Origin of the sequence: Glycocaulis sp., from assembly GCF_051859565.1 — a bacterium.
Lineage (GTDB): Bacteria > Pseudomonadota > Alphaproteobacteria > Caulobacterales > Maricaulaceae > Glycocaulis.
The window spans coordinates 113437-128280 of sequence record NZ_JBHYFK010000005.1; the positions used below are offsets into that span (position 1 = coordinate 113437).

General features: G+C 64.4%; 13 protein-coding genes. 8 read left to right on the forward strand and 5 right to left on the reverse strand.

Annotated features, from left to right (window positions below):
* The 6 genes from ftsA (at position 1) to ligA (ending at position 9019) form a co-directional block, all read left to right on the forward strand.
* Complete coding sequence (gene ftsA / locus ACTIGC_RS08735) at positions 1-1314, forward strand: cell division protein FtsA (RefSeq protein WP_439634028.1); 1314 nt, start codon at positions 1-3, stop codon at positions 1312-1314.
* A 151-nt stretch (positions 1315-1465) separates the two neighbouring features.
* Positions 1466-3064: a cell division protein FtsZ gene (gene ftsZ, locus ACTIGC_RS08740; RefSeq protein WP_439634029.1), complete on the forward strand. Its 1599-nt coding sequence runs from the start codon at positions 1466-1468 to the stop codon at positions 3062-3064.
* Between the two features lie 233 nt (positions 3065-3297).
* Positions 3298-4203 carry a UDP-3-O-acyl-N-acetylglucosamine deacetylase gene (lpxC, locus tag ACTIGC_RS08745; protein ID WP_439634030.1) on the forward strand — a complete coding sequence of 302 codons (906 nt, stop codon included), beginning with the start codon at positions 3298-3300 and terminating at the stop codon, positions 4201-4203.
* A 95-nt stretch (positions 4204-4298) separates the two neighbouring features.
* Positions 4299-5156 (forward strand): outer membrane protein assembly factor BamD, encoded by an 858-nt coding sequence (locus ACTIGC_RS08750; protein WP_439634031.1) that lies wholly within the window; start codon positions 4299-4301, stop codon positions 5154-5156.
* A 27-nt stretch (positions 5157-5183) separates the two neighbouring features.
* Positions 5184-6887, forward strand: coding sequence for a DNA repair protein RecN (recN, locus tag ACTIGC_RS08755; protein ID WP_439634032.1), 1704 nt, complete (start codon positions 5184-5186; stop codon positions 6885-6887).
* Complete coding sequence (gene ligA / locus ACTIGC_RS08760; protein WP_439634033.1) at positions 6884-9019, forward strand: NAD-dependent DNA ligase LigA; 2136 nt, start codon at positions 6884-6886, stop codon at positions 9017-9019. Before recN ends, ligA begins: the two co-directional genes overlap by 4 nt.
* Positions 9020-9142: 123 nt before the next feature.
* On the opposite strand, the gene ACTIGC_RS08765 is transcribed toward ligA, so the two are convergent.
* From ACTIGC_RS08765 to ACTIGC_RS08775, 3 genes are all read right to left on the reverse strand, one after another.
* Positions 9143-10219, reverse strand: coding sequence for a Leu/Phe/Val dehydrogenase (locus tag ACTIGC_RS08765; protein ID WP_439634034.1), 1077 nt, complete (start codon positions 10217-10219; stop codon positions 9143-9145).
* A 180-nt stretch (positions 10220-10399) separates the two neighbouring features.
* The gene (locus ACTIGC_RS08770) at positions 10400-11026 is read right to left on the reverse strand and encodes a uracil-DNA glycosylase family protein (RefSeq protein ID WP_439634035.1); all 627 of its coding nucleotides are present in this window, start codon (positions 11024-11026) and stop codon (positions 10400-10402) included.
* A complete protein-coding gene (locus ACTIGC_RS08775) occupies positions 10989-11276 on the reverse strand; it encodes a DUF3253 domain-containing protein (RefSeq protein WP_439634036.1) in 288 nt (95 codons plus the stop codon). The genes ACTIGC_RS08770 and ACTIGC_RS08775 overlap by 38 nt, the downstream gene beginning before the upstream one ends.
* Before the next feature lie 21 nt (positions 11277-11297).
* On the opposite strand from ACTIGC_RS08775, the gene ACTIGC_RS08780 reads away from it, so the two are divergent.
* On the forward strand, positions 11298-12020 hold the full coding sequence (locus ACTIGC_RS08780) for an acyltransferase (protein ID WP_439634037.1): 723 nt from the start codon (positions 11298-11300) through the stop codon (positions 12018-12020).
* Between the two features lie 111 nt (positions 12021-12131).
* Here ACTIGC_RS08780 and ACTIGC_RS08785 read toward each other — a convergent pair whose 3' ends face one another.
* A complete protein-coding gene (locus tag ACTIGC_RS08785; RefSeq protein ID WP_439634038.1) occupies positions 12132-13412 on the reverse strand; it encodes a NupC/NupG family nucleoside CNT transporter in 1281 nt (426 codons plus the stop codon).
* A 135-nt stretch (positions 13413-13547) separates the two neighbouring features.
* On the opposite strand from ACTIGC_RS08785, the gene ACTIGC_RS08790 reads away from it, so the two are divergent.
* Positions 13548-13739 carry a DUF1289 domain-containing protein gene (locus tag ACTIGC_RS08790; protein WP_439634039.1) on the forward strand — a complete coding sequence of 64 codons (192 nt, stop codon included), beginning with the start codon at positions 13548-13550 and terminating at the stop codon, positions 13737-13739.
* A gap of 162 nt (positions 13740-13901) precedes the next feature.
* Here ACTIGC_RS08790 and ACTIGC_RS08795 read toward each other — a convergent pair whose 3' ends face one another.
* On the reverse strand, positions 13902-14777 hold the full coding sequence (locus tag ACTIGC_RS08795) for an alpha/beta fold hydrolase (RefSeq protein ID WP_439634040.1): 876 nt from the start codon (positions 14775-14777) through the stop codon (positions 13902-13904).
* Positions 14778-14844 lie beyond the last annotated feature (67 nt).

Sequence of the window (14844 nt, forward strand, 5' to 3'; positions counted from 1 at the left end):
ATGGGCCTGTTTACGCGCAAGACTGCCGATGCGGCGAACGGCAAGCCGGGTATATACGCCGCGCTGGAGATAGGCGCCGCCAAGACCGTCTGCTTTATCGTCAAGATGGAAGCGACCCTGACGGGCCCCCGTCCGAGAGTGGTGGGTGTAGGCCACCATTCCAGCGCCGGCATGCGCGCGGGCGGCGTTGTCGATATCGACGCGGCGGCCAGCGTGATCCGGGCGGTCGTCGACAATGCTGAGCGCATGGCGCGTCACGCGGTCAGCGAAGTCAGCCTTGTCACCACTGCCGGCAGCCCGGCGTCCGAACGCGTGTCGATCGAGGCGCCTGTCTCGGGCCGCGAGGTGAGTGAACGTGACCGTAACCGCGTCCTGTCGGCCGGGCTGCAGCAGTGCGCGCGGCCGGGCCGCGCCATGCTGCACGCCATGCCCGTTGCCTGGCGGGTGGACGATAATCGCGGTGTGAAAGATCCGCGCGGCATGGCCGGGCGCAGCCTGGCGGTGGATCTGCATGTCATCTCCGCTGACGCTGATCCGCTGCGCAATCTGATGAATGCTGTCGCCCAGTGCCGCCTGGAAGCGAGCGAAGTGATCGCCTCGCCTTATGCCGCTGCCCTGTCTGTTCTGGCGGGGGACGAGGCGCTGCTGGGTGCGACGGTGATCGATATGGGCGCGGACACGACAAGCCTTGCCGTGTTTGCAGATGGCGTGCCGGTGCATGTCGACATGATCCCGGTGGGTGGCAATCACGTCACGCGTGACATTGCACGCGGCCTGTCCACACCCGTTCATGCCGCTGAACGCATCAAGGCGCTTTACGGTTCGGCGCTCGACAGCCCTGACGATGACCGGGCGATGATCGAGGCCCCGCCGGTTGCTGCTGGCCCGGATGCCGGCATGAATCAGTATCCGCGTGCCATGCTCAACGCGATCATCCGGCCTCGGCTGGAAGAGATTTTCGAACTGATTCGCGACCGGCTGGCCGCCGCCGGGCTCAGCGAAGCTTCCGGACGAATCCTTGTGCTGACGGGCGGGGCAAGCCAGCTTCCCGGCGTGGTCGAGCTGGCCGGACGCGTACTGCGCCGCCAGACGCGGCTGGGCCGCCCGGCTGCGATCGCCGGGCTGGGCGATGCGCTGGCTGGACCTGGCTTCGCCGCCAGCACCGGCTCGCTTGCCCGTCACGCACGCGCACCGGCCGAGATACTATCCGGCCCGCCGCGCTTCATCACGGCCGCCTCCGCGCGCCGCGTGGCCCGGCCCGCCTCCCAAAGCGGACCGTCGGCGATCTGGCGCTGGTTTGCAGAGAGTTTCTGAGCAACAGCCCTTCGTTCGCTCTATGTTCCTGTAACCAATGCTAAAATATCGCCAATCATGTCAGTGGCGCTTAACGCTCGCTTAAGCAACGCGCCCTCAAACTGACGGCTAATCGTTGTTAACCTTAGCCCGCGTGACGGAGCCTGTCCCCATGGCGCTGAATATTTCTGCCCCCGAAGCGACTGAACTTAAACCCAGAATTCTCGTTTTCGGCGTGGGCGGCGCCGGCGGCAATGCTGTCAACAACATGATCGACGCAAGCCTTGAAGGCGTTGATTTTGTTGTCGCCAACACAGATGCCCAGGCGCTCCAGCGTTCCGGCACACCCAATCGCATCCAGATCGGTCATCAGATCACGCAAGGCCTCGGCGCCGGTGCCCGTCCAGAGATCGGCATGCAGTCGGCAGAAGACTCGATCTCGGAGATTATCGAGTACCTGCAAGGCGCGCACATGGTGTTCATCACGGCCGGTATGGGCGGTGGAACGGGCACGGGCGCAGCGCCGGTCATCGCGCGCGCTGCCCGTGAGCAGGGCATTCTTACCGTCGGCGTCGTGACCAAGCCCTTCCATTTCGAGGGCGCAAAGCGCATGCGCCTGGCCGAAGCCGGCATTGAGCAGCTCCAGAACCATGTCGATACGCTCATTGTCATTCCCAACCAGAACCTGTTCCGTATCGCCACCGAGAAGACGACCTTCGCCGAAGCCTTCTCCATGGCCGATCAGGTGCTCCATTCGGGCGTGCGCGGCATTACCGACCTGATGGTCATGCCTGGCCTCATCAATCTCGACTTCGCCGATGTGCGCACCGTGATGAACGAGATGGGCAAGGCGATGATGGGTACCGGCGAAGCCTCTGGCGAAAAGCGCGCCATCGAGGCGGCCCATGCCGCGATCAATAATCCGCTGCTCGATGATGTGTCGATGAAGGGCGCGCGCGGCGTGCTCATCAACATCACCGGCGGCATGGACATGACGCTGTACGAAGTTGATGAGGCGGCCAACGAGATCCGCGATCAGGTGGACCCCGATGCCAATATCATTGTCGGTTCGACCTTTGATGAAAGCCTCAACGGTACGATACGTGTGTCCGTGGTTGCCACCGGCATCGAGGCCGAACAGATGCTGCAGGCCGATCCGCGCCGCCGCACCGAGCCTGCCAGCCTGATGAGCACGCTCAAGCCGCGTGAAGTCAGCCGTCCGGGCCAGCCGCTTGTGCGCCGGCTCAATGACGAAGCAGAGACGGTCCGAGCCAAGGCTGTCGCTGATGGCGGTATCCATGCGAAGGCGGCTGCCTGGCGCGCCGCGCAGGAAGCCCAGACAGTAGCTGCGCCGCGGGAGGAGCAGGCTGCGCCAGCCCGTGCGGACATCCTGGATGATGCTGTGTCGGCGCCGGATGCCTATACGGCTGAGGAAGAGGCGCAGACGGTCGACACAAGACCGGAAGTGGTGCGTCATCAGGAACGTCTTGCAGAAGCGGCCCAGACAATCCGCCGCGAGCCGGCCCCGCAGGAGGAAGAGCGTGAGGAAGCCCCGGCGCGCCGCGGACTTTCCATCTTCGGGCGGCGGGCGAAGACCCCGGCCGCTCCTGTGGAATCACGCACCGCCCCGCGCCCGCCCGTTCAGGCGCAACGCGCCCCGGCTCCGGCCGAACCCGTACAGCGCACATCCCCGGCAGGCGATCTGTTTGGCGAGGATTTTGACGACGCCGATCTCGATATCCCTGCCTTCCTGCGCCGTCAGGCCAATTAGACGGTCCAGCAATGCCACAGGCCAGGCCCCCGGAACCGGAAACGGTCCGGGGGCTTTTCGTTGCTGACGCAGTCAATTGTTACAGCCCGCAACAATCGTTTAATTCCGCTCTGTCCGACTGTTCTCTAGTGTGCAAATGCGAAGAAGAGGGGTTTTCGGTCTGTGCCGGGGGGCGTGGCCGGAACTGCAGCTGAAAAGCGAAGAAAGACAATAGAATGGTGCGGGCAGCTTTCATGACTGAGCGGACGACGCTGGCCCAGACGGCCGTTTGTGCAGGCATTGGCCTGCATACGGGCGCACGGGTGCGCATGGTGCTCAAACCGGCTCAGGCGGGAACGGGCATTGTATTTGAACGCACCGATCTGGATGTCGCAGACCGCCTGATACCTGCCCGCTATGATCTTGTCCGTTCTACCGATCTCGGCACGACCATCATCAACGCCGATGGCGCCTCGGTTTCGACGGTGGAGCACCTGATGGCGGCTTTTGCCGGCCTGGGTGTGGATGATGTGCTGGTTGAGCTGCATGGGCCTGAAGTGCCCGCCATGGACGGCTCCTCCATGCCGTTCATCGAGCTTATTGAGCACACGGGGCTTAAGACCCAGCCCGCGCCGCGCCGCGCGATCCGCATTCTCAAGCCGGTCGAGGTTTCGCTGGGCGGGCGCAGTGCCGTCTTCCTGCCTTCGCTCCAGCCGGCGATCGATGTCAGCATTGATTTCGACAATGCGGTCATTGGCCGCCAGCAATACCGCTTCGAGATCAGCCCGACCGGTTTCCGCAGCGAGATCGCCGCGGCCCGCACGTTTGGCTTCCGCCGTGAATACGAATCGCTGCTCAAGGCAGGCCTCGCACGCGGCGGCTCGATGGAAAACGCTATCGTTCTGGACGATGAGGGCGTGGCGAATCCTGAAGGTCTGCGCTTCGCCGACGAATTTGTCCGCCACAAGATTCTGGATGCGGTCGGCGACCTGTATCTCGCCGGCGCGCCGATCCTTGGCCTCTATCAGGCCTCGCGTCCGGGCCATGGTATCAACAATGTGGCCGTGCGTGCCCTGATGGCCGATACATCGGCCTGGAAATGGGTGGCAATGAGCGAAATGGCAGAAGCCATCGAGCCCGGCAGGGTCGCACGCGGCTAGTTTCGCAGCCGCGCAATCACCTTCCGGGCTGACACAATGCTTTTTCCTTGCGCCCTGATCGGTTAGAAGACTCTGGCAGTCCGTTTTTTATTGCCATGCCAAGGGGCCAGGAATTGTTGAACGCCACGCGTCTTATCCTCATCATTTCCCTCTCGGCTCTCGTGCTTGCGGGCTGTCAGGGCAATCGTAACCGGGCCGAGCTGGCCTATGTCGCCCGCCCGGTAGAGACGCTTTACAACAATGCTTTCCGGGAACTGGAGCGCCGCCGCTACACGCAGGCGGCAGCCCTGTTTGATGAGGTGGAGCGTCAGCACCCCTTCTCTGAATGGGCCCGCCGCTCCATGCTGATGGCGGCTTTCGCTAATTATCAGGCCACCCGCTACGAGCAGGCGATTGCCAATGCGGAGCGCTTTATTGCCCTTCACCCGGGCAGCTCCAGCGCTCCCTATGCGTATTATCTCATCGCGATATCGCACTATGAGCGCATCTATGATGTAGGCCGTGACCAGTCCACCACGCAGGCCGCCTATGACGCGCTTCAGCAGGTGGTCCGTCGCTTCCCGGACAGCCCCTATGCCCGCGATGCTCGCCTGAAGATCGACATGACCCGCGACCACCTTGCCGGCAAGGACATGGATGTGGGCCGGTGGTATCTGCGCAACGGCTTCCATCTGGCGGCCATTGGCCGGTTCCAGAACGTTATCCGCGAGTACGGCACCACCAGCCATGTGCCCGAAGCGCTTCACCGCCTTGTCGAGGCCTATGTGGCCATGGGTGTTGCCGAGGAAGCGCGTCAGGTGGCGGCGGTTCTGGGCCATAACTTCCCCGGTTCCGCCTGGTATCAGGACAGCTATACCCTTCTGACCTCGCGCGGCATTGATGTGCCCGGCGAAGGCATTGAGGAAAGCGATCCCGGCCTGCTGCGCCGCGCCATGAGCCGGATATTCGGCTAAACCCTCGGGCGGGAGACGAGGGGAGCCATGCTCGCATCCCTCTCCATACGCGACATCGTCCTCATTGACCGGCTGGACCTTGCCTTCCAGCCCGGCCTGTCTGCGCTGACCGGCGAAACCGGGGCCGGCAAATCCATCCTGCTGGGCGCTCTGGGCCTTGCGTGCGGTGAGCGCGCGGACCGGGCCATGGTGCGCGCCGGTGCTGATCAGGGCAGTGCCATCGCGGTCTTTGACCTGCCAGACGGGCACACGGCCTTCTCCTTGCTGGATGAGGCGGGGATCAGCTTCGAGCCGGGTGAGCCGGTTATTCTGCGCCGCGCCATCACCGCAGATGGCCGCTCACGCGCGCATGTGAACGACCAGCCGGCAAGCGTTGGCCTTTTGCGGGCGCTGGGCGATGTGCTGGTGGAAATCCATGGTCAGCATGACGGGCGCGGCCTGCTCGATCCCAAATCCCACAAGCGTCTTCTGGACGATTATGCCCGCAATGGCGCGCGCATGGCCGCTGTGGCGCAGGCATGGGAGACGCTGAGCGCGGCCCGCCGGCATCTGGAAAAGCTCAACGCCGATAAAGCCCGAGCCGCCGAGGAGGAGGTCTTCCTGCGCGACGCGGTCGAGGCGCTGGACGCGCTTCACCCCCGCCTTGGCGAGGAAGAGCAGCTGGCCGCCGAGCGGCGCTTCCTTCAGCAGGCCGAGACCGCACTGTCTGACCTGCAGGCCGCGTCCGAAGCCTTTTCCGGTTCCAATGCCGTTGCCAGCCGCCTCAATCATGCGCTCAAGGGCCTGGAACGCGTGCGCGCAAGCCTTGGCGCTGAGGCGGCCGCAGACAGCGCGCAGGCCAATGCCGTCAGCGCTCTGGACCGGGCCAGCGGCGCACTGGAGCGCGCGCTGATCGAGTTTGACGAGGCTGAAAGCGCGCTCACTGATGCGGCTTCCGCCTTCGAGGTGGAGCCCGGCGCACTGGAACGTGCCGAAGAGCGCCTGTTTGCCCTGCGCGCCCTCGCCCGCAAGCATCAGGTGGAGGTGGACGCCCTGCCGGCCCTGCGCGCTGAACTCGCCGAACGGCTCGATGCGGTGGCCGACGGGGAAGGCCGCACACGCGAAGCCGAAGCCGCGCTGAAAGCCGCCGAGGCCGACTACGCGCGCGCCGCCAGTGCCTTGAGCGAGGCGCGCAAGGTGGAAGGCGAAAAGCTCGCCGCTGCCGTGATGGCTGAACTCGCTCCTCTCAAACTGGAAAAGGCACGTTTCCGGATTTCCGTCACCAGCGACGAGAGCCGTGCCGGACCGTCGGGCTGGGACTCGGTGGCGTTCGAGGTGTCCACCAATCCCGGCGCGCCGTTTGGTCCGCTGGACCGAATTGCGTCGGGAGGCGAGCTGTCGCGCTTCGCGTTGGCGCTGAAAGTGTGCCTGGCCGGGTCTGACAGCGGCATTGTGATGGTGTTTGACGAGGTCGATCAGGGGGTCGGCGGCGCGGTCGCCGATGCGGTGGGCCACCGGCTGGCGCGACTCGCCGAAGGCGGGCAGGCGCTGGTTGTCACCCACTCCCCGCAGGTCGCTGCCCGCGCGGGCCATCACTGGAAAATCGCCAAGGCCGAGGAAGGCGATGCGATGCGCACCCGCGTCGTGCCGCTGGACGGGCGGGAGCGCCGCGAGGAGATCGCGCGCATGCTGTCGGGCGCGGAAGTGACCGAAGCGGCACGCGCCGCTGCCGACGAGTTGATGGCGTCATGACACTCGAAATCGAAAACCTTTCTCCGGAGGCCGCAGCCGCCGAGCACGCGCGCCTCGCCGAGGAGATTGCGGCTCATGACCGCGCCTATTATGCCGAGGATGCGCCGGTTATTACTGACGCCGAATATGATGGCTTGCGCGCCCGGCTGGAGGCACTGGAAGCAGCTTTCCCGGAGCTTGCCCACGCGGAAAGCCCCACGCAGACCATCGGCGCCAAGCCATCGGGCAAGTTTTCAGAAGTGCGCCACGCCGTACCCATGCTGTCGCTGGGCAATGCCTTTGATGAAGACGATGTGGCCGCGTTCGAGGCGCGCATACGCCGCTTCCTGAACCTGAAGGATGAAGACGTGCTCGCCTTCACTGCCGAGCCGAAGATTGACGGTCTGTCGGCATCCTTGCGTTATGAGAAGGGCGTGCTCCGGTCGGGCGCGACGCGCGGAGACGGCCAGACCGGCGAGAACGTCACGGAAAACCTCAAGACGCTGGACGAGATACCCAAAACGCTCACCGGCGATGTGCCAGACGTGTTGGAAGTGCGCGGTGAGGTGTATTTGAGCCATGCAGACTTCGCGGCGCTGAACGCCGCGCAGGAGGCGGCCGGCAAATCGGCATACAAGAACCCCCGCAACGCCGCTGCCGGCTCGCTGCGCCAGATCGATCCGGCTATCACCGCCACGCGTCCTTTGCGCTTTTTCGCCTATGCCTGGGGCGAGGTATCTGAACCCCTGGCCGACACCCAGTCCGGCGCGGTTGAGCGCCTGAAGGCGCTGGGCTTCACCACCAATGCCGACATGAGAGTGTGCGAAGGCGTGGCGGCGCTGCTGGCCCATTACCGCGATCTCGAAGCGCGCCGCGCAGAGCTGGGCTATGATATAGACGGTGTCGTCTACAAGGTGGACCGGCTGGACTGGCAGGCGCGCCTCGGCTTTGTCGCGCGCGCGCCGCGCTGGGCCATCGCGCACAAATTCTCGCCCGAAAAGGCGGTGACGAAGCTCAACAATATCGAGATACAAGTGGGCCGCACCGGCGCGCTCACGCCCGTAGCCAAGCTCGAACCCGTTACCGTGGGCGGCGTGGTGGTCTCCAACGCCACGCTGCACAATGAGGATTATATCAGGGGCGTCGGCAAGGACGGCGAGCCTATCCGTGGCGGAACCGACATCCGCATCGGCGACACCGTGATCGTCCAGCGCGCGGGCGATGTGATCCCGCAGATCGTCGACGTGCTCAAGGACCGTCGCGATGGCAGCGAGCGGGAATTCGTGTTCCCGAAGGTCTGCCCCTGCCCGCTGCAGACCCCTGCCGAGCGCGAAGTGAACCCGCGAACCGGCGAGGTCAATGCCGTCACCCGCTGCACCGGGGAGTTTGCCTGCCCCTATCAGCGCAAGGAGCACCTGAAACACTTCGTCGCCCGCAAGGCGTTCGATATTGAGGGGCTGGGTGAGAAGCAGGTCGAAGCCTTCTATGAGGAAGGCATTGTGAAGGAGCCTGCCGACATTTTCACCCTCGCCGCGCGCAATGCCGACGGCCAGATAACTCCGCCTATTGCGACACGCGAAGGCTGGGGCGAGAAGTCAGCCGCGAACCTGTTTGACTCGATCGAGGCGCGGCGCTCCATCGGCCTTGCCCGCTTCATCAATGCGCTGGGCGTGCGCCATGTGGGCGAGGAAACCTCCCGCCTGCTGGCGCGCACTTATGGCAGCTGGGACGTGTTCGAGGCCGCCGCCGTGCGGGCGGGCGAAGAGGGCGAGGCGCGCGAGGCCATGCTGGGCGTTGATGGGCTGGGCGACACGGCGGTCGATGCGATTGGCCGCTTCTTCGCTGAAGAGCATAATCGCGCCGCGCTTGCGCGCCTGCTCGATCAGGTGAATGTGGAAGACGCCGAGGCTGTCGCGACGGACAGTCCTGTCGCCGGCAAAACGGTCGTGTTCACCGGCGCGCTGGAGCGCTTCACCCGCGATGAGGCGAAAGCCCGCGCGCAGAGCCTTGGCGCGAAGGTGGCGGGGTCGGTATCGGCCAAGACCGATTATCTCATCGCCGGGCCGGGCGCAGGCTCGAAGCTGAAAAAGGCCACCGAGCTCGGCGTGACAACCCTGACCGAAGATGAGTGGCTGGCACTGATTGGCGGCTAGGGGGAAAGTTGTCAGGGCCCGGTTTAGCCGGGCCACCCATGCCTGAGAGTTTCCGCCCTGTCGAACGTTGCAGGTATGGGTCCCCCGCATAAAGCGGGGGATGACATGTTGTCGTAGTGATGACTACTCCGCCGCCTGCAGATTGCCTGCGCGGGCATCCTCGATGCGCTGGCGGGCGATCTCGTCGGCGATGAGGTTGGCCGGGCGGCCTTCATTTTCTGCCGTGTCGAGAATTTCGCCGAGCGTGGACTTGAGACCCTGCAGCTTGCCTTCGACCCATTTCTTGTCGAAGCGGGCGTCGATCTCACCCATGATATTGATGATGCCGCCAGCATTGATGACATAGTCCGGCGCGTAGGCGATGTTGCGCTTCATCAGCTCGGCGCCCATCTCGCGCGTAGCGAGCTGGTTGTTGGCCGCGCCCGCCACCGCGCGCACTTTCAGCCGGTCGATGGTTTTCTCGTTGATGATGGAGCCGAGGGCGCAAGGCGCGAAAATATCGGCCTCGACATCGTATATATCGTCCTTGCCGACGGTCTTCGCGCCGAGCTTTTTGGCCAGCGCCTGCAGCGTATCCTCATGGATGTCGGTCAGGGTCAGCTCCGCGCCGGCCTTGGCCAGATGCTCGCACAGATAGGAGCCGACATGGCCGGTTGCGCCCTGCACGGCAATGCGCACGCCCGCGAGCGATGATTTGCCCAGCGCCTTCTCGGCAACGAGCTGGATACCCAGGAACACGCCCTTGGCGGTGACGGGAGAGGGATCGCCCGTACCATCGGGCAGGCCGACCACATGGCGCGTGGTGCGCCGGGCGCTGAGCATGTCAGCCGGGCTGACGCCCACATCCTCAGCCGAGATGTAATGGCCGCCGAGCGAGTCGACGGCGCGGCCAAACGCCTGGAACAGCGCGTCGCGGTCGAAATCGCCCTTCGGCTTGATGATGACGCTCTTGCCGCCGCCAATCGGCAAATCGGCCATGATGTTCTTGTAGCTCATCCCTTGCGACAGGCGCAGCACGTCCGTCACGGCATCGGCAGAGCTCTCATAGGCCCACATGCGGCAGCCGCCCACGCCGGGGCCACGCACGGTGGAGTGCACGGCGAGGATCGCCTGCAGCCCGGTGGCCGGATCGGTGGCAAACAGCACCTTCTCGTGATTGTCGAACGCGGGGTGTTCAAACACGCTGGCAGGCACGCTCATGGGGGAGTTCCTTTTTGAAGACGCGCTGGCGTTCAGCGCGATGGCAGCGGTATCAACGGCGAGGGTGGGTGCTTTGCCCGAAACATGCCCTTCAAGACCGGATCCGCCCGTTTCATGGCCGCCATTTACTCGCCGCGCGGCGTTAACGCAAGTCGCGGAAATATAACGCAGTTTGTCCGGTCAAAGTGTGCGCGGCAGAATTTCGCGGATGCGAAGGCGAAGGGAGGGCAAAACCTCGTTTTCAAACCATGGGTTCCGCTTGAGCCAGCCCGAATTGCGCCAGCTGGGATGCGGCAGCGCAACATACTGCGGAAAGAATTCTCGCCAGCGCAGCACGGTTCCTGTGAGCGTCGCTGAAGAGGGCAAGGCCAGATAGCGGCGTTGGGCGTGCAGCCCGACCAGCAGAATCATCTCCACATCGGGCAGGCTGGCCGTCACCCGGTCATGCCAGAGCGGGGCGCACTCGCGCCGGGGCGGCAGGTCTGATCCCTTCGCATCAAGGCCGGGAAAACAGAAACCCATCGGCGTGATGGCAAAGAGGCGCGGATCATAGAACTCGGCCTCGCTCACCCCCATCCAGCTGCGCAATCGGTCGCCAGAGGGATCGGTGAAGGGCTGGCCCGATGCCTGCACACGGGTGCCGGGTGCCTGACCGATAATGCGGATGCGGGCCGGTGCGCTGCCCTGCAGGACCGGGCGGCAGGGATGAGACAGCGCTGGCTGGCACACCCGGCAGGCGCGGATATCTGCTGCCAGCTTCTCGAAATCCTCAGGCATCGGCCTCGGGCGTGACTTCAGGTCCGTCATCAGGCGTGACGGGCAGGGACAGACGGTAAACGCCCTTGAAGTCATCCGGATCCACCGGCTTTCCCTTCCTCAGAATGGAAATCTCGCCCTTGCGGGCCATGCCGATGGCGACGCCGCGCACTTCGCGCATGCGCTTTTGCCACTCCTCCGGCCAGACGGCGCGCGCCGCTTCTGACGGGCAGATCGATTTGCCGGCACCGCGTTGCTCGACGAGGACGAGAATCGCGCTTTCTATCGTTTCCTTGTTCATGGACTGGAGATAGCGCCGATTATGCGCCGTGACCACCGCCCCTACTGGATGCACCGCGCGTGGGAGGCGTATGAGAACGCCTGGGTGTCCCATTTCGTGAAACCCCATTTCGAGGCCCTGGGGCCGGACCCGAAAATCGTGCGGCCCTGGAATATGGAGGTGTTCGGGCCGAATATACGCGCCGGGCGCGCCTTGCATGTGGTCTCACGCCTCGATCAGCCGGTCAGCTTCACTGTCTGGTCCCCCGGCGATGTGCCCGGCTCCATCACGATTGGCGATTGCTGCTTTTTCGCGGGCGGGGTGCGTCTGCTGGCGGGCGGGTCGATCACGATCGGCGATGGCGCGCTGCTCGCGAAATCCGTCACCATCACCGATTCTGACTGGCACGGGCTTTATGACCGGATCGATCCGCGCCCCGAAAGCAAGCCCGTCACCATTGGCCGCAATGTGTGGATCGGCGATGGCGCCTTTGTCGGCAAGGGCATCACCATTGGCGATAATGCCGTCATTGGCGCGCGCAGCGTCGTGACCCGCGATGTACCAGCCAACACGGTCGTCGCGGGCAATCCGGCAAGGCCGGTAAAGGATCTCGATCCTGACGGACCTTATCGGACCCGCATGGATTTGCTGGGCGATCCGAAGGGGTTGAACGCCTTCATGGAGAGCGCCTATCGTGACGCCCTCAAAGGCAATTCCACCCTTGGCTGGCTACGCTCCCGGCTGTGGCCGAAGGCGGGCGATTAGGGTTCCACCTTGCTGAAATCCCGGCCGACCGAAGGGAGAGCCGGGACCTCAGGCAGAACAGCGCGGAGAGAGGCCCCGGGTCTCGTTTCACTCGCCCGGGGTTTCAGGCCCTCAAAGCCCGAACAACCCGCCGGGCAGGGCGCCGATCACGGCGCCGGTCATCAGGGTGGCCAGCGTGCCGGAGATCAGTGCGCGCGGGGCCAGCGACAGAATGTCTGCCCGGCGTGAGGGCGCCACCGCAATGAGGCCGCCGATCAGGATGCCGACGGACGAGAAATTGGCAAAGCCGCACACCGCATAGGTCATGATCAGGCGTGAGCGCGCCGACAGCTCATCGCCGGTGTTGGACAGCGCGTCATAGGCGAAAATCTCGTTCAGCGCGGTTTTCAGCCCCATGATCGAGCCTGCGGTTTGCGCTTCGGCCCACGGAATGCCGGCCAGCCATACCAAAGGCGCGAAGAACCAGCCCAGCACCCGCTCCACCGACATCGGCGCGCCGTTGATCTCGCCAGCCGTCGCCAGCGAGAAATTGATCAGCGCCACGATGGCGGTGAACACCAGCAGCATGGCGATGATGTTCACAAACAGGCGCACGCCGTCCGACACGCCGGTGGTCAGCGCATCCATCGAGGAATGGTAGAGATTGACCGGCACCTTCTCCTTGCTGGCCTGCTCCTCTGTTTCGTCCTGCGGGTGCATGAGGCGGGCGAGCAGCACCGCGGCCGGTACCGAGATCAGCGAGGCGGTGAGGATATGACCTGCCGCATCGGCGACGATGCCGGTGAGCTGGCTGACATAGATCGCCATCACCGAGCCCGCGACGGTGGAAAAGCCCACCGTCATGATCAGGAACAGGTCAGATCGGCTCATGGTGGGCAGGCGCGGGCGGATGAGAACCGGGCTCTCGGTCATGCCGAGGAAGATGTTCGCCGCTGCGCCGAGGCTCGCCGCACCGGAGAGATTGAGGATACGCCGGAACAGGAGTGCAAAGCCGCGCACGGCAAATTCCAGCACCCGCCAGCGCCACAGCAGCGCCGAGATCGCCGACAGCACGATCACCATGGGCAGAGCCTGGAACGCAAAGATGAAGGTGGAGGCGTTGGCATCCGGGTTGATGAGGAAGGGGGCTTCTCCACCGCCGACATAGCCGAAGACGAAGCTCGTCCCCATGGTGGTCGCGGCCTGCAGCACCTCCACCACGCCGGTCAGCGAGGCAAGGAAGGCGCGCGTGGGCGCAAAGCTGTAGAGGGCAAAGGCGATGGCAAACTGCACGATCACCGCGCCCAGGATCAGCACCCAGGGGGGCATCTTGCGCGGACCCAGCGCCCAGGCGATGGCGACAAAGGCGAACACGCCCAGAAGGCTGCGCAGCTGCAGGCCCATATCTTCCATGAATGTCCCCCGGACGGCAGGCGTGATGCGAGAAAGCGCGGGTGCTAGCCCGCCAAGTGTTAACGCACAATAGGCAGGGTGCAGACAAAGGGGAAGCGCTTGCAGGCTAGTGGGTGCAGGCCTTATGTGAAGGCCATGAACGCACCCGTCTGGTCACCCTGCATCAAGGTCTGTTTCGTCGATCCGCGCGAAGGGATTTGCGTCGGCTGTTTCCGCACCATGGAAGAGCTCGGCCGCTGGACCAAGATGAGCGAGGCCGAGCGCGAGGCAGTTAAACCTGTGCTGGATGAACGCCGCGCTGCCTATGAGGCGAAGGTGCGACCTTAGATCAACTCAACGTTCCCGATTGTCATCCTCCGGCCGCGTAGCGGTCCGGGGGACCCAAGCCTTCAGAGTTTCCGGCTGATCGGTCGTTGCAGGCATGGGTGGCCCGGATAAACCGGGCCATGACAGGTTGGGAGCGGCTAGAGGATGACACCGGTCCAGACGCTACCCCTCAAAACCTTCCACCACGTCCGCAATCCAGTCCGCGCAAGCCTGCGGATTTTCCATCGGGGCGAGGTGGGAATGGCCGGGCAGGGGGGTGATCACGGCGCCAGCGCGCGTCAGCCCCGCCACATCGCGCACGGTGGAGGCCTTTTCGGCCTTGAGCACCGCGATGGGAGCACCGGCTCTTCTGGCGGCCCGGACAGGATCATGGCGGTGTGAGGCATAGTTGGCCGCTTCCCAACGCGGGTCGCAGGCGAGGGCGAAGCCGCCTTCAACGGGTTTCAGTCCGCCAGCCAGATAGTCGTCCAGCACCCCCGTCGCCCAGTAGGAAAACGGCGGACGGCTGGCATAGCGGGCCTTCACTGCTTGCACCTCGGGCCAGAAATTGCCCCGCCGCAGCGCACCCTGCACCAGCGGGAAGCGCCGCCATGTGAGGTGCCAGAGCGGAGTGTGATTGAAGGCGTAGAAGCCGCCGGGCAAGATCACCGGATCGATGAGGGCAAGACCCAGCGGCTTGGTCTCAAGCTTTTCCGCCGTCAGCAGGGCGATCACTCCGCCCATGGAGTGGCCTGCCAGCACGAAGGGGCGGTCATCCAGCTGATCCAGCATGGCCTTCATATCGCGGGTGTAGACATACCAGTCACGATGACGCGCCGGGTCAGCGGGCAGGGTGGTGGCACCATGGCCACGAAGGTCCGGCGCGATGATCTCGTAGTGGTCTGCCAGCCTCTCCAGCAGCTTCTTCCCCGAGAGTGCGTTGAAGCCATTGCCGTGCAGGAAGATGATCCGGGTGGCGCCGGGCTTGGACCAGACGAGAGCGTTTATCTCGCCATCCGGCAAGGTGAAGCGGCGTGTCTCAGGCGCAGTATCGGCCATGGCGTGGCCCCTTGAACATTGTTGCATCTGCGAAGATGCGCCTGTTTGCCTGCCGATCAAGACGCGG